Source organism: Psychrobacter sp. A3, from assembly GCF_028823565.1.
In the GTDB taxonomy this organism is placed as follows: Bacteria; Pseudomonadota; Gammaproteobacteria; order Pseudomonadales; family Moraxellaceae; genus Psychrobacter; species Psychrobacter celer.
The window spans coordinates 1-22,906 of sequence record NZ_JAPEHS010000040.1 but is presented as its reverse complement, the minus strand read 5'-3'; the positions used below and the strand labels follow the sequence as shown (position 1 = coordinate 22,906).

The 22,906-nt window shown below is 47.6% G+C and carries 20 protein-coding genes; 12 read left to right on the top strand and 8 right to left on the bottom strand.

What is annotated here, in order from left to right; translation table 11 throughout:
• Positions 1–83: 83 nt before the first annotated feature.
• Positions 84–668: a TetR/AcrR family transcriptional regulator gene (locus tag NK638_RS07415; RefSeq protein WP_274632503.1), complete on the top strand. Its 585-nt coding sequence runs from the start codon at positions 84–86 to the stop codon at positions 666–668.
• Positions 669–755: 87 nt separating this feature from the next.
• Here the strand turns inward: NK638_RS07415 and NK638_RS07410 are convergent, their stop codons facing one another.
• Positions 756–1,610: an HpcH/HpaI aldolase/citrate lyase family protein gene (locus tag NK638_RS07410; RefSeq protein WP_274632502.1), complete on the bottom strand. Its 855-nt coding sequence runs from the start codon at positions 1,608–1,610 to the stop codon at positions 756–758.
• 125 nt (positions 1,611–1,735) lie between these two features.
• Here NK638_RS07410 and NK638_RS07405 point away from each other — a divergent pair, with 125 nt between their 5' ends.
• The gene (locus NK638_RS07405) at positions 1,736–2,932 is read left to right on the top strand and encodes an amino acid aminotransferase (protein WP_274632501.1); all 1,197 of its coding nucleotides are present in this window, start codon (positions 1,736–1,738) and stop codon (positions 2,930–2,932) included.
• A gap of 192 nt (positions 2,933–3,124) precedes the next feature.
• Here the strand turns inward: NK638_RS07405 and NK638_RS07400 are convergent, their stop codons facing one another.
• The 3 genes from NK638_RS07400 to NK638_RS07390 all read right to left on the bottom strand — a co-directional run bounded on the left by NK638_RS07400 (position 3,125) and on the right by NK638_RS07390 (position 6,727).
• Positions 3,125–3,889 (bottom strand): SDR family oxidoreductase, encoded by a 765-nt coding sequence (locus NK638_RS07400; protein WP_274632500.1) that lies wholly within the window; start codon positions 3,887–3,889, stop codon positions 3,125–3,127.
• Positions 3,890–4,051: 162 nt separating this feature from the next.
• Positions 4,052–4,846, bottom strand: a complete 795-nt coding sequence (locus NK638_RS07395; protein WP_274632499.1) for an SDR family NAD(P)-dependent oxidoreductase — start codon at positions 4,844–4,846, stop codon at positions 4,052–4,054.
• Between the two features lie 75 nt (positions 4,847–4,921).
• Entirely contained in the window at positions 4,922–6,727 is a 1,806-nt protein-coding gene (locus NK638_RS07390) for an acyl-CoA dehydrogenase (protein ID WP_274632498.1), read from the bottom strand.
• Positions 6,728–6,909: 182 nt separating this feature from the next.
• Here NK638_RS07390 and NK638_RS07385 point away from each other — a divergent pair, with 182 nt between their 5' ends.
• Positions 6,910–7,956, top strand: a complete 1,047-nt coding sequence (locus NK638_RS07385; protein WP_274632497.1) for a GlxA family transcriptional regulator — start codon at positions 6,910–6,912, stop codon at positions 7,954–7,956.
• A 26-nt stretch (positions 7,957–7,982) separates the two neighbouring features.
• On the opposite strand, the gene NK638_RS07380 is transcribed toward NK638_RS07385, so the two are convergent.
• Positions 7,983–9,212 carry an LD-carboxypeptidase gene (locus NK638_RS07380; protein WP_274632496.1) on the bottom strand — a complete coding sequence of 410 codons (1,230 nt, stop codon included), beginning with the start codon at positions 9,210–9,212 and terminating at the stop codon, positions 7,983–7,985.
• A gap of 337 nt (positions 9,213–9,549) precedes the next feature.
• On the opposite strand from NK638_RS07380, the gene NK638_RS07375 reads away from it, so the two are divergent.
• Complete coding sequence (locus tag NK638_RS07375) at positions 9,550–10,014, top strand: YkvA family protein (protein ID WP_274632495.1); 465 nt, start codon at positions 9,550–9,552, stop codon at positions 10,012–10,014.
• Between the two features lie 160 nt (positions 10,015–10,174).
• On the opposite strand, the gene NK638_RS07370 is transcribed toward NK638_RS07375, so the two are convergent.
• The gene (locus NK638_RS07370) at positions 10,175–10,480 is read right to left on the bottom strand and encodes a hypothetical protein (RefSeq protein WP_075101153.1); all 306 of its coding nucleotides are present in this window, start codon (positions 10,478–10,480) and stop codon (positions 10,175–10,177) included.
• A 156-nt stretch (positions 10,481–10,636) separates the two neighbouring features.
• Positions 10,637–11,188 carry a hypothetical protein gene (locus NK638_RS07365; RefSeq protein WP_199774474.1) on the bottom strand — a complete coding sequence of 184 codons (552 nt, stop codon included), beginning with the start codon at positions 11,186–11,188 and terminating at the stop codon, positions 10,637–10,639.
• A gap of 318 nt (positions 11,189–11,506) precedes the next feature.
• On the opposite strand from NK638_RS07365, the gene dnaQ reads away from it, so the two are divergent.
• The 8 genes from dnaQ to NK638_RS07325 all read left to right on the top strand — a co-directional run bounded on the left by dnaQ (position 11,507) and on the right by NK638_RS07325 (position 20,640).
• Positions 11,507–13,096, top strand: a complete 1,590-nt coding sequence (gene dnaQ, locus NK638_RS07360) for a DNA polymerase III subunit epsilon (RefSeq protein ID WP_274632494.1) — start codon at positions 11,507–11,509, stop codon at positions 13,094–13,096.
• Positions 13,097–13,258: 162 nt separating this feature from the next.
• Positions 13,259–14,941 (top strand): hypothetical protein, encoded by a 1,683-nt coding sequence (locus tag NK638_RS07355; protein ID WP_274632493.1) that lies wholly within the window; start codon positions 13,259–13,261, stop codon positions 14,939–14,941.
• Positions 14,942–15,106: 165 nt separating this feature from the next.
• Positions 15,107–16,057, top strand: a complete 951-nt coding sequence (nudC, locus tag NK638_RS07350; RefSeq protein ID WP_274632492.1) for an NAD(+) diphosphatase — start codon at positions 15,107–15,109, stop codon at positions 16,055–16,057.
• A 364-nt stretch (positions 16,058–16,421) separates the two neighbouring features.
• Positions 16,422–17,264: an RnfABCDGE type electron transport complex subunit B gene (locus NK638_RS07345; RefSeq protein WP_192993887.1), complete on the top strand. Its 843-nt coding sequence runs from the start codon at positions 16,422–16,424 to the stop codon at positions 17,262–17,264.
• Between the two features lie 52 nt (positions 17,265–17,316).
• Positions 17,317–18,012 carry an endonuclease III gene (nth, locus tag NK638_RS07340; RefSeq protein ID WP_192993885.1) on the top strand — a complete coding sequence of 232 codons (696 nt, stop codon included), beginning with the start codon at positions 17,317–17,319 and terminating at the stop codon, positions 18,010–18,012.
• A 476-nt stretch (positions 18,013–18,488) separates the two neighbouring features.
• Positions 18,489–19,655, top strand: a complete 1,167-nt coding sequence (gene metK, locus NK638_RS07335; protein ID WP_274632491.1) for a methionine adenosyltransferase — start codon at positions 18,489–18,491, stop codon at positions 19,653–19,655.
• A gap of 144 nt (positions 19,656–19,799) precedes the next feature.
• The gene (locus tag NK638_RS07330) at positions 19,800–20,096 is read left to right on the top strand and encodes a DUF3144 domain-containing protein (RefSeq protein ID WP_075101243.1); all 297 of its coding nucleotides are present in this window, start codon (positions 19,800–19,802) and stop codon (positions 20,094–20,096) included.
• A gap of 190 nt (positions 20,097–20,286) precedes the next feature.
• The gene (locus NK638_RS07325; protein ID WP_274632490.1) at positions 20,287–20,640 is read left to right on the top strand and encodes a hypothetical protein; all 354 of its coding nucleotides are present in this window, start codon (positions 20,287–20,289) and stop codon (positions 20,638–20,640) included.
• Between the two features lie 191 nt (positions 20,641–20,831).
• On the opposite strand, the gene NK638_RS07320 is transcribed toward NK638_RS07325, so the two are convergent.
• Positions 20,832–22,484, bottom strand: a complete 1,653-nt coding sequence (locus tag NK638_RS07320; RefSeq protein WP_274632489.1) for a BCCT family transporter — start codon at positions 22,482–22,484, stop codon at positions 20,832–20,834.
• Between the last annotated feature and the right edge of the window lie 422 nt (positions 22,485–22,906).

Here is a 22,906-nt window from a genome sequence, read left to right as displayed (position 1 = left end):
TGGAACAATTTTAGCGATCAGCAGTGCCTATTTGCGAATGTTCAACACGCCCTAATCAGACAGAGATTTTTAAGGGGAGCCGCATGAGTGCACAAGCCAAGTTCAATCGTGATGAGGTGATCGAAAAAGCCAAAAACCTCTACTGGGAAAAAGGCTATCACGCCACCTCGATGCGAAACCTACAAGATGTCGTCGATATGCGCCCTGGCAGCATCTATGCCGCGTTTGGCAACAAAGACAGCTTGTTTACAGAAGCCTTAAACCGCTATGCTGAGCAAGGCGCGGCCAATCTTGCCAACTGTATTGCCCAAGAAAAAACCGTGCTCGCAGGCCTACAGCGTTTTATTCGAAGCGTCACCATCTGCAGCAAAGGCGGCGCGCCCAGCGGTATCTGCATGGTGGTCAAAACCATCGGCGAGCTGACACAAAACGATAGTCCAGAATTGCTCACCCACGCGACTAGTATCTTAAAGCAGGTAGAGGCCTCTTTTATCAACACCTTTGAGCGAGCGATCGACCATGGCGAGATCAGCTGCGATCAGGACCCTGCCGAACTGGCACGCTATTTCCAAATCCAGCTCATCGGCTTGCGTACCTATGCACAGGTCAACCCTGATACAGAGGCCATTGAGCGATATATTGATACTATGTTTAGGCATTTTTTATGACATGTTTTTGACAGATTTTTGACATGGCGTTGAACATAACTTTTAACATCACTTAAACGCAAGGCCCATGTGATATCAGCATTTTATTTAACGGCTATTTTTTAATAACTGCTGACAGCGCTCAATCACCGGCGCATCGACCATCTCGCCCGCGACCTTAAATACCGCCTGTCCATGGCGCTCGTACTCTGTCACCACTCGCCGAGCAAACTCAATCTCGGCAGCGGTCGGCATCAGCGTGTGTTGTACCACGGCCACTTGTTTGGGATGGATACAGAGCATCCCTGCCATCCCCATCTGCGACCATAACTGCACGCGCGCGGCCAATCCTTTGGCATCCTGAAAATCAGGATATACGGTATCGATGGGCGGCGCTAACTGATGGATTTTAGAGCTAAGGATAAGCTGATAGCGAATCTGATTGGCGATAATATCTGCCGCCGGCGTTCCTACCTGTACGTTCAAATCATTACACAAATCCAAAAATCCATAGCTAAAAGCACGCAGCCCTGACGCTTTTGCCATCGTATCGACTTGATACAGACCACGCGCATTTTCTATCAGTGCAATGACAGATAGGCGAGTTAAATGATGGACGTATTCAATATCTGTGGCATGTGCCGCCTTGGGCAGTATAACGCCAGCGAGATTGGGCATCTGCTCACAGGCTTTTATGTCTTTGGCAAACTCATCACTGCCTGCTTGACTGATACGCACCCACACGGGCCGATAGTCGGCATGAGCATAATATTCTTGTAACGCCTTGCGCGCTGACGCTTTATCCTCTAGAGCCACGGTATCTTCTAAGTCGATAATGACAGCATCTGCGCCACTGGCAAAGGCTTTGGCCACTCTGTCCATGCGCGTTGCCGGTACAAATAGCCATGTTTTGGCATAGTGGGTGTTTTCGGTATGTGCAGTATCGTCTGTACGTGATGTCATTCCAACCCTCATTAATGTATATTGATACGTATTTTGTCATTATTCCTTCATTCTAACATTGAGTTCAGCGACAATGTAGTTTATGCTTTTGAGACCTTATTTTATCTTATTTGTAGAGAATCAAAATGTTTGAACGCGTCGACTATTATGCGGGTGACCCTATCTTGGGTCTAGTAGATAAATTTGTTGCTGATAGCAACCCAAACAAAGTCAATTTGGGCATCGGCATCTATTATGATGAAGACAGCAAATTGCCAGTACTTGAGTGTGTAAAAACCGCCGAGCAACGAATCGCTGACCCCATCTCGCCCAGACCTTATCTGCCGATGGCAGGATTGCCAGGGCATCGCCTCGCCTGTCAAAATCTACTGTTTGGTCAGGACGCCGCGGTGCTACAAGAAAAACGCGTCGCTACCATTGCCACATTGGGCGGCTCTGGCGCGCTAAAGGTCGGCGCTGAATTTATCCATGAATGGTTTCCTGCCTCCAAGTGCTATGTGAGCGATCCGACGTGGAGCAACCATATTGCCATCTTTGAAGGCTCGGATGTCGAGGTGGGCACCTATCCTTACTACGATACTGCTACCAGCAGCATTAAGTTTGATGAGATGCTAGCGTTCATTGCAAAGTTAAATAAGCACGATGTGGTGCTACTACATCCTTGCTGCCACAACCCAACTGGTATGGACTTGACCCATGCCCAGTGGGATGAGCTATTGGACATCATGAAACAGCATGAGCTAATTGCATTTATGGACATCGCTTATCAAGGCTTTGGGCAAGATATGGACCACGATGCTTATGCTATTCGCAAAGCTGTGGCGCTGGGTTTACCTGTGTTTGTGAGCAACTCATTTTCCAAAAACTTGTCGCTCTATGGTGAGCGCGTGGGCGGCTTATCTGTGGTATGCCCTACAGCAGAAGAGGCCGAGCGCGTCTTTGGTCAGCTCAATTACGCCGTACGCCGTATCTACACCAGCCCGCCATCACACGGTGGCCGCGTGGTCGATATCGTCATGAACGACGAAGCGTTGCACCAGCAGTGGGTCGGCGAGGTTTACGGCATGCGTGACCGCATCAAAGCCATGCGCCTTAAGCTAAAATCCGTACTAGAAGCCAACGTGCCAGAGCGCAATTTTGACTACATCACCAAGCAAAACGGCATGTTTAGCTTCACAGGATTGACCCCCAAGCAAATCGAGCGCTTACAAACAGAGTTTGGGGTTTATATCGTCTCAAACTCACGTATGTGTATAGCAGGCCTAAACGTCAACAACGTCGACTATGTCGCCAATGCCATGGCAGAAGTGCTAAAAGACTGATCGAGCTGAGCGAAGTGCTAAGCCATTTATAAACCGTATAAAAAATAAAAACCGCCTAGAGACTCACCTCTGGGCGGTTTTTTACTTTGCGTACAAGCTGTGCTGTTATGACCAATCACTCATTACTATTTAAGACAAAGCTAAGCAAATGACTAATTATTTTCAACTGGCTATCAGTGACTCAGCAAATAATTAGGCAAGCATACCGCCATCGACGACCACGGTCGCACCCGTGGTATAGCTCGACGCGTCAGACACTAAGTACAACACCGTGCCCGCCATCTCGTCCGGATCGGCCACGCGTCCTAGTGGAATGGCATGTAGCGCCATTTTTAAGACTTTATCATTGGTAGTTAGTGCCGAGGCAAACTTGGTATCGGTCAGACCTGGCAGCAGCGCATTGACGCGAATGTTTAATGGGCCGCATTCTTTGGCAAAGGCTTTAGTCATGCTAATCACCGCCGCCTTGGTGATTGAGTAGATACCTTGCTTATCACCGGCGACCAAGCCATTGACCGAAGCGGTGTTTAAAATCACCCCGCCGCCCTGCTCGCGCATCATCTTACCCGCCGCCGTCGACATAAAGAAATAACCACGAATGTTAACTTCTACCGTCTTATCAAACGCGCCCAGATCGGTATCTAAAATATGACCATAATAAGGGTTTGCCGCGGCATTATTCACTAAGATATCAATACGGCCAAATTCACTCTTGATATGCTCAAAAATTGCCTCAATCTGCGCCATATCACCAACATGACAAGCAAAAGCGCTGGCATTATGACCGTCAGCGATGATGCTATCAGCGACCGCTTGGCACGCATCAATCTTACGGCTAGAGACAATCACATGCGCGCCTCTAGATGCCAATAGACGAGCGATAGACTCTCCAATACCGCGGCTTGCACCCGTCACCAGCGCAACCTTGCCGGTTAAGTCAAATAAATCTTTCATCATTACTCCTTATATTTTGAATTAGCTATTCAGTTTTTTATCAGAAATACTTAATAAGTTATGATCAAAAAACTGCAAACTCATGACAAGGCAGCCGAGCATAGATAGTACAAATAGCACATCGAGCGAGGCTAACGCCGTCATGGTTTAGCAGTTATTTGACTATTAAGCCAACATACCACCATCAAGGGTAAAGGCATGACCATTCATAAAGCTACTTTCATCACTCGCCAGCCAAGCAATCGCACCCGCTACTTCACCAACGTCACCCAATCGGCGCATTGGGCTGGCTTTGATGGTTGCTTGCTGGGCGCGCTCGTCCATGTTTGCCATGGTATTACGCACCATCGGCGTATCGATAAAGCTTGGGCAAACAGCATTAAAACGAATATTGACGCGCGCATACTCGTGAGCGGCAGACTTGGTCAATCCCATCACCCCATGCTTGGCAGCGCTATAGGCGGATAATAGCGGCGCAGAACGCAAACCTGCGATAGATGCCACATTAATCACATGGCCACCGCCATTGGTCGCCATACAAGCAACAGCAGCGCGCATACAATGCCAGACGCCTTTTAGATTAACAGCGATATTACGGTCAAAGTCCTCGTCACTCAACTCATGCATGGGTGCTGGCTGATGGTCAATACCAGCATTATTTATCACCACATCAAGGCCGCCCAATGTTTCCATTGCAAAGGCAAATAACGCGCGTACTTCATCACCACTGGTAACATCGACCTTTTTAAACACGATACTATTGCCCGCGTCTTGCCCTTGCTGAGCAACGCCTGCGCCCATCTCTTCTGCCAAATCACCAATCACCACTTTGGCACCGCGACTTGCCAGCAGTAGCGCGCTAGCTGCACCGATGCCAGACGCACCGCCGGTGATTAAAATACGTTTACCAAAAACGTTACTGGCTACGTCTGATGCAATTCCATTTGTATTTAACGTCATATTTTATTCCTTTAAAATTGTATTAGTTTATCTGGTACAAGTTCCTACAAAATGATACTACTCACCTCTTATTGATTAAAACCACTCGGCTTGCATATCCGTGCATACTGCATTGTCGTTATTTAACAGCTCGATATCGCGGTTGATTAAGGGCAATTCCCAATCGATAAAGTATTTGGCCGCTTGTATCTTGCCATGATAGAAATTCTGCTGCTCAACATCTTGCGTCGTACTTAGTAGTTGCTCAGCTTTGCTCGCTTGGCGAATCCAAATCCAGCTCACCACAATAGTCGCAAATACATTCATCAATGCTTGTGCATTACCAGTTAAGGTAATGGCTTTTTCTGTTTGTAGGATTTTGCTTAAATGCACGAGCACTTCATGTAAATGACCCATATAAGGCATGAGCTTACCGGCAAGTTTGGCGGTTTCTGGTGTACGAATACTTTCTAAGTCTTGAGTGATTTCACGTTTTAAAATTTGAATACCCAGACCACCTTTTTGCCATAATTTACGAAATGACAAATCTAACGCCTGCACACCATTTGTGCCTTCATGAATGGGATTGAGACGATTATCTCGCCAAAACTGCTCGGCTTGATATTCACGCGTATAACCTGCACCGCCCAATACTTGAATGCCTAGATCATTGGCTTTGGGACCATACTCTGACGGCCATGCTTTGAGCACTGGTGTGAGTAAATCTAGTAATTCTGATAGCTCAGCTTGCTTGGTGGCGTCTTCACAGGTATTGATACGGTCAATGAGATTGGAGCCATATAGACAGAGTGAAATACCGCCCTCACTATAGGCTTTTTGCGCAAGCAGCATACGTTTGACGTCACCGTGATTAATAATTGCCGTTGCTGCATCTTCAGGTTTATCATTCGGTGCAATTCTACCCTGCACTCTGTCTTTGGCATAATCGAGTGAGTACTGATAACCGCGATAACCAATCATCGCCGCGCCAAAACCAACTGCAATACGCGCTTCGTTCATCATCTTAAACATATAACGCAGGCCAAAATGCTCATCCCCAATCAGATAGCCGTGACACTCGCCGGCATCGCCAAAGCTCAATGCCGTCGAGGTCGCGCCGCGATAGCCAAGCTTATGAATCAGTCCAGTCAAATGCACGTCATTACGCTCGCCGACTGACAAATCGTCATTTAGACGGTATTTTGGTACGGCAAATAGCGAGATACCTTTGACGCCACCAGGACCGCCCGGCACTTTTGCTAAAACCAGATGTACGATGTTGTCAGACAGTTCGTGATCGCCCGCTGAGATATAAATCTTGCTGCCTTTGATACGATAGCTGCCGTCGTTTTGCTTCACGGCAGTGGTTTTGATATCAGCAAGTGACGAGCCAGCATGCGGCTCTGTCAGTGCCATAGTGCCGGTAAACTCGCCCGTTAGCATACGCGGCATAAAGGCATTTTTAATCTCATCACTGGCGAAATGAGAAATGACATTAATCGCCGCCGTGGTCAAAAATGGATAAGCCGTGGTCGATGGATTGGCTACCATAAAATAGCCTGCTACTGCGGTCATGACGGTTTCGGGCAGTTGCATGCCACCATCGTCAAAGCTATAACGTCCGGCGATAAAGCCCGACTCACGAAAGGCATCAAAGGCGACTTTGACATCGTCTATCATGCTGACTGTTTTTCCATCAAACTGTGGCTCGTTCTTGTCAGCCACATGATTATGCGGTAAAAACAAATCAGTGGCGATTTTATTGGCGGTACCCAATACCGCGTCAAAGGTTTCGCGGCTGTGTTCTGCAAACTTCGGATGCTTGGTTAAGTCTTCAGTGCCCAATACATCATATAACTGAAACGGTAATTCAAAGTCGTTGATAAGCGTATCTGCTGCCATAGTGTTCTCGCTGGCTCATTAAATTTGTTGATGACTTGATATTAAGCTAATTTAACGCCTTGCTGTATTGTCATTTATGACATAATTATGGTCGAATACGACAAAACTCATGTGTTAAATTAGAAAAACCCCGTCAAAAAACGTCATTTTTAATAAGTATTTTGAAAGGAAATTACGTAGCCATGCCCTACTTCAAACCCTTTAACGTCATCATTGTCGGTTTTGATGGTGTGCTTGGCAGTGCTTTGACAGGCGCATTAGATTTATTTTCATTTACCGGAGTGAGTTGGCAGCGCTTTTTGGATGAGGAAGTCGAACCGAGATTTAATGTGCAGATTGCCAGCCTTGGCGGCGCAGATATCAGATGTAGCAATCGCTTAATCATGCGCGCGCATGGCGATATTCAGGAAGTGACAGAGTGCGATTTACTATTAATTCCAACGATTGGCGATTCCATCGATAAAGTGCTGAGTCAGAACGCTGAGCTGATTGAACATATCAAGCGACTGGCACATACCAAAGCCGATATCGCTAGTAACTGTAGCGGCGCGTTCTTTTTAGCAAAAGCAGGCTTGCTCGATGGCAAAGTCGCGACAACCCATTGGGGCTATGCCGGTAAGTTTAAGGCAGATTTTCCACTGGTTGACTTGCAAGAAAATCAGTTTGTTACTCACTCAAAAAGCAGATCAAAAAATGAGTCAGAAAGTGATTCAGCACATCAATCAGGCAATATATTTTGTGCAGCAGGTGGTAGCGCTTTTTATGACTTAGGGTTGTTATTAATCGAGCGTTATTGCGGGCGCGAGATTTCGACCCAAGTGGCAAAAACCCAGATTATTGATAGTAAACGCGGTAATCAAAACAGCTATACCAATGTGACTTTGCATAAGCCGCACGCTGACCAGCTGGTTCAGCAAGTACAAGAATTTATCGAGGAAAATTTTAGGCAAGCGATACAGGTGAGCCATTTGGCCGCCATGGTCAATATCACCCCGCGCACCTTAAACAGACGTTTTCAAGCCGCCGTCGCCATGCGTCCGATTGAATATATTCAAGCAGTGCGTATTGAGCAGGCAAAGCGCTTACTGGAATTGGGCGATGTGACGATAAAATCGCTAGCGGAGCAAGTCGGCTATGATGATATCTCGTCATTTACGCGGCTGTTTAAACGCGCTACCGAGCTGACCCCAAAAGAATATCAGGATAAATTTTCACGACTGGCGATTTAGACTTTTATTTATTATATTTTTAACCACTAAACATTTTGCCATAACCCTCCGACATAAATGGCATCAGCTTTAATCGTTGGGTAATCACTAAACGTCAATTGATAGCCACCAAATGCATTTGGACTAATCTGACACATCGCGCCAAGTGGAAAGCTGTGCTTTTGCCCAATATGACCAAAGCGCATGCCACTATAAATCGGTAATCCTGTCAGCTGATGCAATTGACGAATCACGGTGGCGACATCATAGCGCTTGTCATAACTGTCCTCACCACTACCCGATAACGCGCCAAACACAATCGCCTGCTGATTCTTAAACACTCCTGCCAAATACAAATCATAGAGCATACGCTCGATACGGTAAGCTTGCTCGCCGACGTCTTCTAAAAATACGATACCGCCGTCAATACGCGGTAAGTACGCACTACCCGCCAGCGCCGACACCACACTTAGATTGCCACCCCACATAGTGCCGGTTAGCGTTTTTGGCTCAGCAGTTGCTAAAATGCTGGGTAAATTTACACTGGTTAACGACGCATCTGCTATATTAATCGTCAAATTAGGATTGCTTAATGCTTCTACAAACTGTCGGCAGCTAACCTCATCAGGCTTGGTTTTGCCAAACTCGCTATAGAGCATCGGTGCCGCAAGCGAGCTCATACCGCCTTTTGCCAACAGCGCACACTGGATGGCGGTCACATCGCTAAACCCTGCCAGTATCGTGCCGCGCTCCTTCATAATACGCCCAAGCGTCGACCAATCCACCATCGGCAATAGGCGCATAGCACCGTAGCCACCGCGTACCCCAAGTAGCAATTTAGGCGCTTTGATTGCACCAGTCGCGATGTTTTGTAAGTCACTGGCGCGCTGCGAGTCCGTACCCGCAAAACGCAAATACTGCCGCTCGGTAATCGCCGGATTATCTACCTGAAAACCCGCGCAGGCCAAGCGCTCTAAAGCCCGCGTATTACGCTGCTGGCTACCTCCGACGTTGGAGCTGGCAAACAGCCGCGTCTCAATACTTGGTGTGATGCAAAGACGCTTTGCCGGCAAGCTCTCAGCCATTGTCTTTTCAGCCGCATGCTCCTCTACAGCCGTTGGCAGATCATCTTTGGTCAGCGGCAGGTGGCTCTCTGGCGGGTTCTCCTGTATAGATGAGTGCGCCACGGCGCGCGTGACGAGCAGCCCCGCCCCTGCATAGAGGCTAGCTTGACGCAGGAACTGGCGACGATTGAGGGCGAAGGATATCTTGGTCATAATGCTACCTTTATTGTCATCGATGACGACTGTATTCAGCAATACTTTATTTCGTAATAGTTTATTAAACCGCTATTTTCTTATAACGCAGCTCAAAGCTGTCATTAGATTATAATTATTAGGTTACAGCCATCAGGTTTTGGCTAGCGTCAGGGTTTTAGGCCACTTGACGTGGCATCTTCAGCTGCGCACACAGTCAACAAAATGATACAGAACCACTCATCGTCTTATTTGGATGACGTCACGACTCTTGCTATAGTAAAGGGTACGACAATAATAGATCAAAATACCATTAGCCAAAAACATCTACCCTCATATTCATATAAGGACTCTTAATATGGCCGATAAAGAAAAAGACAATAAAAGCCTGATGGATAGTATAAAGCTTATCGTAGGCAAAGAAGACAAACTAAACGACCAACTCAAAAAAGACCAAGGCCTTGAAGGCTATGCCAAAGACTTATTGCTGCTGATGAGCCTAGTAAAAGACTACTATCAGGGCAATTATCGCAACATTCCTTATAAGACCATCTCAGCGGCGGTGGTTGGCTTGCTTTATGTCCTCAACCCCATCGATATCATTCCTGACTTTATCCCCTTTATCGGTCATATCGATGACGCCTTGGTACTCAAGTTTTGTCTTAAAATGATAGACAAGGATTTAACGAAATACAAAAAATGGAAGGATGAACAAACGGCTACCGAAGACAGATCTGCAGACAAAGACAAGGACTCAAAATCAACCTTCAAAAAACCAGACACCAAAAAGTCAGACAAAGAACAATCCAGCAAAGATAAGTAAATCACAACTACCAGTCATCATGGCTGATAGCTAGCATTTAATAAAATAGGGTCAATGTAAGCGTCATTGACCCTATTTTATTAAGACGTATCTTCATTTGAAAAATAGCGAAGATAATATTGAGATATTAGTCAGCTATTTGAATTTGACACCGTTCCTATCAATCAGGCACCCCATAATTGGCGTTTTCTGGATTTAGGCCAAATGAATACACAAAGGTCGCCACCAAGCTATTGACGATGATAAAAGGCAAATCAATGGCGATATGACCGAGCAAGTAGCGACCAATCAGCCAAGAAACCACCAACATCACGATAAAAAAACTGCCAAGATAGGCTAAAATGGTTGGGTGCTTGAGGTTATAAGGCTGCTCAGATTTGGGCTTTTTATCAAGTATATAGGTTCTGACCGCCCAACCAGCGGCATAAGAAAACCCGCCCAACACCACATAACTAAAAAAATTCATACGACCTGACTCAACTGACTATTCATAATAAAAACACATAATGATACAGCGACATGACGAGCACATTATTGAGAAGTTTGTAAGCGCCTCTACTAACCGTCGTCGCGCGCTTTTATCTACCCAAAAGACCTCGTTAGAGACTCTTCAAAGATCGGCTTATCGGCTCTCGTTGACATTATCGATGATAATATTGGCATGCGGATTGGCCAAAATATCGGTATTGACCTCATCACATGCCACCTGATAGATGGTATTGGCACCGCGATAAATATAGGACAGATACTCACTATCTAGCAGCGGATCGATGTTGGCATAAGCGGGTTTGGCATGTGCCAAGACCAGTACTCTATCAGGGCGACCGATGACCGCATCGACATTATCAGGATCGATCGAAAAAAACTGCGGAACTTCACTGTTTTCGATGGCTTCTAATGGCTCAGGCGTGTCCCAAACGCGGCCACTGCTTGCTGGCTCTTTCATTTGCATGACCCACGCGCCCGCTTGTTGACTGATTTTTATTTGGGCAGGCTCATCATGACTGACGGTATAACACCCCTCAAACACCGACAAATCTGCTGGCACTACCGACGCTGTCTCATCTAGCGTGTCGTTGTCATTACACGCGGTCAAAAACATAGCGCTGCTTACGACGGTGGCAACCAGCAGCGGGGTGAGTTTTTTACAAAAACTAGCTGAGCGTAATAACATGAGGGCGTTATCCTGCATTTATGCGTGAGAGGCACGGATTAAATAAAGGGCGACAATACGTCTTATACCGTTATCCGGCGGTAACGCGGCTTATTTTAACAGAAAACCAAAAAGATAACCTGACCATCTAGGGCGTGTCCTCATTTTCAGCAAAGATTTTGTGCCCCAGCGCCGCCCATAATTACCCATAGTAAGCTGATATTTGTTATACTCAGAGTCAAAATACGCAGCGCAGTTTTGTACTAAAACGACCAAAATGCGCGCTACGTTCGCTTTTTTTATTCTTGCCGTTATCATCTATCAGGTTGCTCAGCTTTTATGTCAGACAGTCCGCATTCGATGCTTCATACCCACACCGACCACGCGGCAGATCCGCTCGTGGCCAAAGCAAACACGACGGTTGCCTATACCGATGGCGCGTGTAAGGGCAATCCTGGTGCTGGCGGTTGGGGCGCGCACTTGGTATTTAGTGATGGCCGCACCCAAGACCTATATGGCGGCGAAGCACAAACCACCAACAATCGCATGGAGCTGATGGGCGCGATACAAGCCTTAACGCACAGCCCGCCAGCGCATACCCTTGAGATTTGGACAGACTCAAGCTATGTCAAAAACGGCATCACTGATTGGATCGCTGGCTGGAAAAAAAGAGGCTGGAAGACGGCGAGCAAAAAACCAGTCGCCAACCAAGATCTCTGGCAGCAGCTAGATGCGCTCTGTCAACAGCGCGATGTCGATTGGCACTGGGTCAAAGGACATGCTGGACATGCTGGCAACGAAAAAGCCGACGAGCTGGCCAATTTGGGGGTGACCTCCAGCAGCGAGGTACAAGCGACAACTGAATTGCCTAAAAAAAAAGACCCCTTAACGGTTGAGGCAAGCCAGCGCCGCCATGACGATTGGCTAACCTTTGACCCCTTAGGGTTTGATATGATCGATGACGATACAGATGAGACGCCAGCGGACAGCTCGCAAAGCCAAGATACCCGTAGCCTTGCTGACCATCCAATCATCTCTAGCCATACTCAGCGACCAACAGAGCAAGCAACCATGACTGACGCCAACCCAAACACGCACATGCCAAATACTGATACCTCCTCAGTCAGCCAAGCTGACACACAAACGGCTAGCGCAGAGGAGATGCCCAAGTTTGATGGCGACACCAGTCGTGCTAACCCTCACTTTAGGCCACTATTGCCAAAGCCCATCCATCGCCATGACTCTGATCGTCAGCTTATCATGGATACTGAGACCACGGGTCTTGACCCTCTAAAGGGCGACCGCATCATCGAAGTGGGTATCGTCGAGCTGGTCGGCCGTAAGTTTACGGGCGAAAAGCTCCACGTCTATATCGATCCACAGCGGGGGATGGACGAAGAAGTGATTCGTATTCACGGTATCTCTGAGGCGTTTTTGGCAGACAAGCCGACCTTTGACCAAGTCGCACAAGCACTGTATGATTTTATGGATGGCGCTGAGGTCATCGCGCATAACGCCACCTTTGATATCAACTTCTTGAGCATGGAGTTTGCCAAAGTTGGCTTGCACGACTTCGCCGAGCGCATACAGGTCACTGACTCTTTGGCGATGGCCAAGCAGCAATACCCAGGACAAAAAAACACGCTAGATGCGTTGGTGCGCCGCTTAGACGTCGGTAAGCAAGATCGTACTTTTCACGGGGCATTACTAGATTCGGAGATCTTGGCCGAGGTCTATCTGGCAATGACCGGTGGACAGGTCGCTCTCGCCATCGAAGAAGACACACAAACCGACGGCGGACAGACCGGTCATGCCCATTTTTCGGAGCTGGCAGATCTATTACTACAGTCGCCTATGGATGAGAGCGCAAGCCAACACTGGTATGCGTCACTGGCAGAAGACTTCCCTGCCCTCAAAAACAATATGTAGCGGTCACTAAAACCACTTTCTAATCCGACATTTGTATAATATAGTCTTGATTATTATATTAAGCGTTAAAACATTACTAATAAACGCTTTCTCATTCAAACGCTTTGTTACTTCGTATTTGAACAATCGTTACTCTTATCAGTACGTTATGGAAACACACTTATGGACCAGTCTGCGCAAATGAAGTTAACCGCCCCAACGCTTAGTGTTACTGACTTTAACTTACCTTCACTGCATTTGTTGCATGATGAGATTGTCGTGACGCTTAAAGATACCGAGACCCATCTTAGCGAGTTTAATGATGACAATACTCAAGCGCCTTTATTGCTAGACTCCATCATCGTCCTAAAGCAGCTGTCTCGTATTTTCAAACTCATCTCTTTGGTTGGTGCTGAGGCGCTAAACATCGCCATCGTCAATGGTTTACAGCGCCTGTACGACAACGGCGACAATAACGATGTCAATTTGATCATGGACTTGTCAGAGGCCATCATGACACTAGATCGCTATGTCGAGTTTGTCTTATTGACAGAGTCGGTAGAGCCGACGCTATTGTTACCTGTGATCAATAAGCTAAACGCGCATGGCCAGCACGCTCCTATCACCGCTGACTACTTTTCAGCCTTTGGTAGCAGTAGCGTCATCATTGCCAGTCCAGAAAAAAATTTCCAACCACTGCATGAGCTTGGCTTAAACAACGAGCTATTGACAGATGCTTATCGTAGCGGTCTTGGCGTTGCCTTATTAAACCAAGATGGCACTGTCAGCGCAGATGCGCAGCAAAAGCTCAATGCCATGGGCGCGGCCTGCGCGTTGATTGCCTCCAAGACCAGCAGTTTGTTTTGGCAAGCGGCCGCTGCGGCTACTGCCGACATCGCGGCCATTCTACCGCTCACGTTAAGCCAAAAGCACACACTGATTTATCTAGAGCAGCAATTCCAAAGCTATCTGCCTGTGATGGATACACGTTTTGCTGATTTGGTCGGCTTTGCTTGTCAGCGCGATAACAAAGCGGCACAGCATCTACGCGAGCAATATGCGCAAAACCGGCTAGAAGAGCCGCAACTTGAGCAAATGAGACGGTTTTTATTTGGTCCCAACCGCGCCCTTACTGATACGCTAAACACTATGATTCAGACGCAGATCAATACCATCAAAGAAGAGGTCGATAGCTACGCGCGCGGCGACTCTGTCAATAGCGCTGAGATGCAAACAGCCAAAATCATAGAAGACTTAGCGACCTTGGGCTCAGCACTTCGTCTGCTTGGATTGTCAAATGCTGCCGACAGTTTGCGCGCCGCAGCCGAGGAGGTCGGCCGTTGGCAAGCGCCCTCGCCTGAGGACTTCGATCGTCTATTGCTGGCGCTCATGCATGCTGAAAATGCCACCATCGCCATGGCTGAAATGCACACACCAGGGGCGATTTACTTACCGCTAAACAACCCTCACATCTCTTTGCATCAGCTAAATACAGCCAATGATACCTTGATACAAGAAAGCCGTACGGCCATCGCCAATGCAGAGCAAGCTATCAATGATTATCTGGCCGAGCCTGAGCGCGATATGCTAAATATCCAAAACATCCCTGAGATGATGCGCCAAGTGGCCGGTGCTGTGCGCTTCTTACAGCTGCCGACCCCTGCTAGCATGCTCAGTCAATTGGCCAACTATATCGAGCAGCGTATCGAGAGTGGCAGACGCATCGAAGACGGTACGCTGGCATGTATTGCAGATGTCATCATGGCAGTCGATCATCATTTAGATGGGTTTGAACATAACCGTCCTGTGAGTAAACAAGCGCTTGATGTCGGACAGCAAAGCCTAAGTCAGCTGCTAGCAGCCTAACCTAGTCAAGACAAGCTGGCTGCTACTCATTACCTACTGCCCATATGCTGTGCTTTTCCGCTTTATGGTTAGGTAAAATAGACCGTTATTTCTGTCTTATAAGTCTGTATCTCATCAGGTACAGACTTGTTTTTATTTGCTTTCGCTATCATTTGGAACCCTGATATGACCTGCGCTTTTATTTTTAGTGATGATACGGTATTGTGCCGTCAAACGCCTGAGGGGTGGTGGCCCTGGCACGTTGACTATCTGGCGTCTGGTGCTGCAGCCACCGATGATGCCGCAGTGCCCGCCTATCAGCTCGGATGTGTCACACTGCTTGAGAGCCTAGCGCCCAGTCATTGGCAGGCTGATGACAACCGTCATAACGCCAACGCCAACAATACTACGCTTGATAAGCCAACTCATGCGTTTACTGCGCGCGCAACCTGTGCCATGACCTATGAGTATGCCACGGCGCACCATATCGCCTTACCTCTCATCGCTGAAAGTAGTGGTAATGCCTTTATCCCGTATCGCCAGCTGCTCACCCAGCTTCCCATGGCCTTGAGCGACCAACTCAGCCAAGCCATACAGCTGCTGCGCTGGCAAGCTGACACGCAGTTTTGTAGCCGCTGCGCCTCGCCAGTCGTTCATGCGCGACTGGGTGAGCGAGCGATGGTCTGCCCGACTTGCAAGCTGCGCCAATACCCGCGTGTCCAGCCGTGCATCATCACTGCCATTACCCGCCCTAATCCGCAAACAGGTGCAATGCAAATTTTACTGGCGCATCATCATCGCTACGGTCAACAAAAACAGCCGCTGCAGTATGGCCTGATCGCAGGGTTTGTTGAAGTGGGAGAAAGCCTCGAGCACGCCGTGGTGCGCGAGGTGTATGAAGAAGTCAATATTCATCTGACAGATATCCGTTATGTCAGTAGTCAGCCGTGGCCATATCCGTCAAACTTGATGCTCGGATTTCGTGCTACGTATGCAGGTGGCGAGCTAATGATTCAAGAAGATGAGCTGTCACATGCAGACTTCTTTGATCTCTCAAACCTGCCCAAGATACCTGCGAAAGGCAGTATTGCTTATGAGCTGATTGAGCAGATCCTCCGTGAGCAAGGCATGGCTTAGCCATCATAGGTGATTGAGTCCATCATTTAGCCCAATGTATCAATTTGCTAATGACGCATGACTACCAGCGTCTTTGACCATGATTTGACCATGACCAGTGCGCTATAACCTTGCCCACCCATCTCAGCAAGACTTTTTGGCAAAGATGATGCGCTGATGAGGATGCGCCAATATTGTGATTTTGTTATCATCCATTTAAAATGACCGCCTGAACGCAGCGATGGTCGTTTATCACCCATAAATAGCCATTCATCACGCTCATGAAGACAGGCAAACGAAACGCTCGTAAACCAGCCAGCAGCGTTATGAGAGATCAGCTATATACCAACACCCTTTTTGTACTGGTGTTAAGGTTTTTAATAACATGCAAAGTAACGCCCCTATCCGTCTGATCAATCTGCCCATATTGTTTGATGACCTACAGATTGACACGCTGCCTGCTGATGTCTCGTCACAGATTGCAGCGGTGGATGCCTGCCTGCCACAGACGCAGTGCGGCCTGTGCGAGCATCCCGACGGCTGCTTGCCATACGCGGCCGCCATCGTTGTAGATGGCGAGCCATACAATAAATGCGTGCCTGGCGGCCAGCCCGTGACGGATGCGATCGCAAAAATTGTCGATACAGAGCGTTATCAGCAAGGCCAAACCCCCGCCGCTGCTCCTTCACAGTGGCCGATAGATGCCAGCTCCGAGCGCCCAACTGAAGTGCGGGCTGTCATCCGCGAAGAGGACTGTATAGGCTGCACCAAATGTATCCCTGCCTGCCCCGTCGATGCCATCGTCGGTACTGGTAAACACATGCATACCATCTTTACCGACTTGTGCACGGGCTGTGAGCTTTGCCTAGCACCCTGCCCTGTTGACTGTATCGATCTGGTCACTATCGAGCGTACACTTAGTGACGCTGAGCGGCAAGCTGAGCAAGAAGATTTGCGCCAGCGTTATCATACGCACTTAGGCCGCGTCGCGGAGCAGCTAAGCGATAGCAGCAACACCAAGCCGGTAGTCAGTATGGTCGAAGCCAAACTCAATAACGCCACCAGCCAAGCTGTTGATATCAGCGAAGCTCAAGCAAAAAACACCATAGCTGCGGCCAAATTACGCACCAAAATCAAAAAATTAGAAAAGCAGCTTGCAGTGCGCGCCAATGACAAAAAACAAGCCGAGCTTGAGACACTACAAGCCGAGCTGGCACAATTATGCTAATGAGTGATTCGATAATTCACGCCCAACAACATATCAAATAAAGTCAAACACCATGAGTAAAACGGTCAAACACAAAACGGCTGAGACCCCGCCCTCCAGACGCATGCCAAACCGCGATGTGCGGCCTTTTTTTGAAAAGCTGGCCGAGACGATTAAGGAGCCCGTCACCGAGCTCAATTACGACAGTAATTTTGAGCTACTCATTGCCGTGATTTTGTCCGCACAAGCAACGGATGTGAGTGTCAATATCGCCACCCAGCAACTATATCCTGTGGCCAATACGCCTGAGGCCATACTCGCGCTTGGCGAAGAAGGGCTAAAGTCTTATATCAAAAACATCGGCTTGTATAACTCAAAAGCCAAAAACGTCATTAAGACCTGCCAAGACCTGATTGAAAAGTTTGATAGCACTGTCCCTGATAACCGCAAAGACTTAGAGTCTCTGGCAGGGGTCGGCCGTAAAACCGCCAATGTGGTGCTCAACACTGCCTTTGGTCAGCCGACGATGGCGGTCGATACTCATATCTTTCGAGTGGGTAACCGCACAGGGCTGGCCACGGGCAAAACCGTCTTAATCGTCGAAAAAAAGCTCATTGAGCGTATTCCAGAAGATTTTATCGTCGATGCTCATCATTATCTGATCTTGCACGGGCGCTATACTTGCCAAGCACGCACACCAAAATGCGGTGCTTGCCCGGTTTATGATGAGTGCATGTTTAAAGACAAAGCCAAATTTGTAGAGCTATAACCCCTTGGCATGAAACAGAGGGTCATACCGATAGCCTTGACTTTGTCGTTTGATTGCCCCAAACCTTTTATTGAACATTTCTTATGTGACAGCAAACGTCGCTCACTAGAGTTTTGCGACGTTTCAAGGTAGAATACCCTTATTTTTGAACTAACAGATGACAATGACGGTGACCGTCGGTAGTAGAGGATACAGGCGTGACTGCACAAGCGTTGAGATGATAAGCGTGGCACGTTTATACGCCTGTGTTTTTAGGTGGTTTAGCGCCATTTATGCTATCCATAATGACTGCTCGATGGTTAACGCTATGCGGCGGCAAACTGATTTTAATAAATATTACGACCGATACTGATTGTCAATTATTTAGCAACACCCATTATCCGCCAACTGAGCAATCACGCGGCCAATATGAATGAAAGCCACGCTAAACCGTGCCGCTTTTCCTACCTTTATCGATTCAATTAAGCGATCTAATTATGCGCGAATACAACTTATTTACCTCAGAATCTGTGAGCGAAGGCCACCCAGATAAAATGGCTGATCAAATCTCAGATGCCATTCTTGATGCCATTTTACAGCAAGATCTAGACGCCCGTGTGGCCTGTGAGGCCTTGGTCAAGACAGGGGCGGTGATATTGGCCGGCGAGGTCACCACCACCGCAAACATCGATTTGGAGCGCATCGTTCGTGATACGGTCAATGGTATTGGTTATCATCATTCAGATCTAGGGTTTGATGGCGAGACCTGCGCTGTCATCAATATGCTAGGTAAACAGTCGCCTGAGATCGCGCAGGGTGTCGATCGCAGCAGCCCTGAAGAGCAAGGTGCCGGCGACCAAGGATTGATGTTTGGTTATGCCAGTAACGAGACTGACGTCTTAATGCCAGCACCGATTGAGTTTGCTCATCGCCTGATGGAGCGTCAATCCGAGCTACGCCGCGCAGGCGAGCTGCCTTGGTTGCGTCCAGATGCCAAAGCACAAGTCACGCTAAAATACGACGGCAATCTTCCGGTGGCGATCGATGCGGTGGTATTGTCCACGCAGCACGACCCAAGCATCTCGCAAACAGATCTGCAAGAAGCCGTTATGGAATCTATCATCAAGCAAGTGCTACCAGCCGACCTACTACACGCGGGCACACGCTATCATATCAACCCCACAGGTAAGTTTGTGATTGGTGGGCCTGTCGGTGATGCAGGGCTGACAGGGCGTAAAATCATCGTGGATACTTACGGTGGTATGGCACGTCATGGCGGTGGTGCCTTTAGTGGCAAAGATCCATCGAAAGTCGACCGCAGCGCGGCCTACGCGGTACGTTATGTCGCCAAAAACATCGTGGCCGCAGGGTTGGCCGATCGCTGTGAAGTACAAGTCAGCTATGCCATCGGTGTCGCCGAACCTACCTCTATCTCCGTCAACACTTTTGGCACCAGTAAGATCAGCAACGAAGAGATCATTCGTCTGATTCGCACACACTTTGACTTACGTCCTTATGGCATTACTCGTATGCTCAACTTGTTGCAGCCGATGTATCAGCAAACCGCCACCTTTGGTCACTTTGGCCGTCCAGGCTCAGAAACTGCCTTTACGTGGGAAAAAACCGATAAAGCTGAGATATTAAAAGCAGACGCAGGCTTGTAATCGCCCGACTGAGTCGCATTGATATATTGATATTATCCATTTAAAACCACCGATACTTATTAGGAGTCGCTTATGTCTCAAGATACCAATCCAGACAACGCTCAAGACAACACTGTTGATGCAAGCCTTGAGATTACCCCTGAAATGCAGGCGTTTTATCAGCGTGCTGATGCCATCATCGGGGTTGCCAACAGCCAGCTAGGCCCCAATGCGCATTCCGGCCAAGTCGGTGCTTCTTTACTATATGCCGCCGCCCGCTATAGCGCGTCAGTTGCGTCTATTGGCTTTGTGAAGGGTGAGGATTTTGCCAAAGAAAAAGACGATATCGTCGAGTTTTATGTCAAGCAGTATCGTCAAATGCTCAGCGACAACCTCACTGACTATGCCCAAAACTTCGATAAATATGTACAGCTAAATAAAGATGACCAACCAGCGGAATAATCATCACTTGGTTTTATCATAATCATAAGTACCAGACCCAAACTGAATCATCAGTTTGGGTTTTTTATTGCCTAGATATTTTTGCAGGTATATCGGCTGGATGGTTGATGGTAAATACGCTACTATAAACGGTAGACAACGCTACCACGTAAGACAATCGGACGTTATTGCATTTATATAAGGAGATATAATGATGCCCCTCTTCATGAGCAACGCTTGGACTTTTATAACAAAGCGGCCATTTATCAAACATATGCTCGGCCTGCCATTACTACTGGCCTTAGCAAGCTGTAGCTCTTTGCCTGATATAACAATGCCTGAGAGCACGCCAGCCCAGCCTACCCGCTCTCACCAACTACCTGATGGTGTGTTTTCGCAGTGCCCACCCTTTGACCCTGAACAAACCATGTGCACCGCGCAGTACGATCCTGTTTGTGTGAAGAGTAAAACTGGCAACTTGATAAGCTACCGTACCGCTGGCAACGCCTGCTCTGCCTGTAGCACCCCTGAGGCGATAGGCTATGTCAAAGGCGAGTGTTTATAAACGACGGTTTTATGATGACGTTATGACGATGTTGTCAAAATACCGATAGGCACCGTGCCACTCACTTCACTACTGGCAATTCACTGTTGGCTGTTAATAACGGCAGCCATAAAAATACCCAGCTTGTGCTAAGCTGGGTATTTTGTAAAGCGATAAGATATACTTAAAAGGCAAATAGTCGCGCACGAAGATCAGTCTTCTCGCTTTAGCTCAATCGGACCTTTTAAAAAATCCTCATCAGGCAGCTCATTTGCTGAGTTGTGCTCGGCTGACTCTTCGGTAAGAAACCACTGCTGTTGACGATAGAGAATCAGATGGTCTCGGCTTAATCCACGTAATAGCGAATACATCATGACCAAAATCACCACAGCAAAAGGTAAGCCTGACACGATAGACACGGCTTGTAACGCGATCAACCCTCCTGCCGCGAGCAGTACCGCAGCGATCACCCCTTCTGTACCTGCCCAAAACAAACGCTGAACTTTTGGGGGATCAGTATCACCGCCTGAGGTCAGCATATCTATCACAAAACTGGCCGAATCAGAGGAAGTAACAAACCACAATACAATCATCATGACAATCAGTAAATTAAACATCGATGTCAGTGGATAAGACTCCATCAACTTAAATATCGCACTACCAGTATCGGCCCTGACCGCCTCCACAAGACCTGGGCTGAGCAAGTCAGGACTGGCCGCCGCTAGTAGCTCCATATGAACAGCAGAACCCCCAAAAGCAGTAAACCACAACAATAATATAGCCACTGGAATCAATAACACCCCTAAGGTGAACTCACGAATGGTACGGCCACGAGAGATACGCGCGACAAACACACCCACAAATGGCGACCAGCTTATCCACCATGCCCAATAAAAAATCGTCCAAGAAGCCTGCCAGTTTTCTTGTCCTTCATAGGACTCTGTCCAAAACCCCAATGGAATCACTTGATGTACATAGTTACCGATGTTTTCTACAAAGCTATTAAAAATAAACTGCGTGGGCCCTAAGATAATCACAAAGCTCAGTAAGATAATGGTCAAAAAGATATTGATATCGCTTAGACGCTTGATGCCTTTATCCAAGCCTAAAAAAAGCGACATCCCTGCCAAAACAGTGATGATGGCAATCAAAACAATCTGGACACTGGTGTTATTCGGAATACCAAACAAGCTCTCAAGACCAGAGTTAATCTGCAGCACCCCAAGCCCTAAGGTCGTCACTACCCCAAACATCGTACCAAATACCGCTAAGGTATCGACTGTGTGACCCCAGCCGCCATAGATTCTTTTGCCCAATATAGGATATAGAGTCGAGCGGATAGCCAGCGGCAAGCCGCGGCGATAGTGAAAGTAAGCCAAAGCCAGAGCCACCATGCCATAAAGCGCCCAAACATGAATACCGTAGTGTAAAAACGAGATATTCATCGCAAGCTTAGCTGAAGCGACTGTCTCCCCTTCGCCCAGTGGCGGCGCCATATAATGATATAGCGGCTCAGCGGTGCCCCAGTACAGCAGCCCGATACCGATACCTGCTGAAAACAGCATACCTATCCACGAGAGCAGTTTGTATTCAGGCTCCTCATTTTGATGCCCCAAACGAATATCACCATATCGACTGAGTATCATATAGACACTCATCAACAAGGTGGTATTAATCACGACAATAAAAAACCAACCAAAACGCAAAGACACAAAAGCTTTTGCTTGGTTAAACACCATTTCTGCTTGCTGATTAAACAGTGCGCCAAAAATAATAAACAGTGTAATTAAAATGACTGAGGTCAAAAAAACAGGTTTGCTTACTCGCGGAAAAGGGCCGACTCGGCCAACTTTCACATGATCCATAGATCTTTCCAAAATTAAAAGAGCGCCACCATATCAAGACATTGATGAATCATCAAATCTAACGCTGCTATGATGCCCTTGTATATAAATAAAATATGATGCCGTGCTAGGGGGTTTTTGCCCCTATTTTGCTAACCAAACTAAAAACAAAACCCCAGCTTCCAAAGAGACTGGGGTCTTAACGCGTATCAAAATATGTTTCGTCCATGTATAGTTAATTTACTTTAAAACCGATACGTTCATATGAACGTATCGATTTTATTTCGAACTGATTAGGGCGTGTTGAACATTCGACCATGGCACTGACAGCGACTATTTTTTAGGCGATTCGATGTTAAAAATAATAAGTTTAGTCATTCTAAGCGCTTATTTTTAACGATGAAGCGGCAAAAAAGAGTCCTGTCCCTGCGGGCTGATGCTAA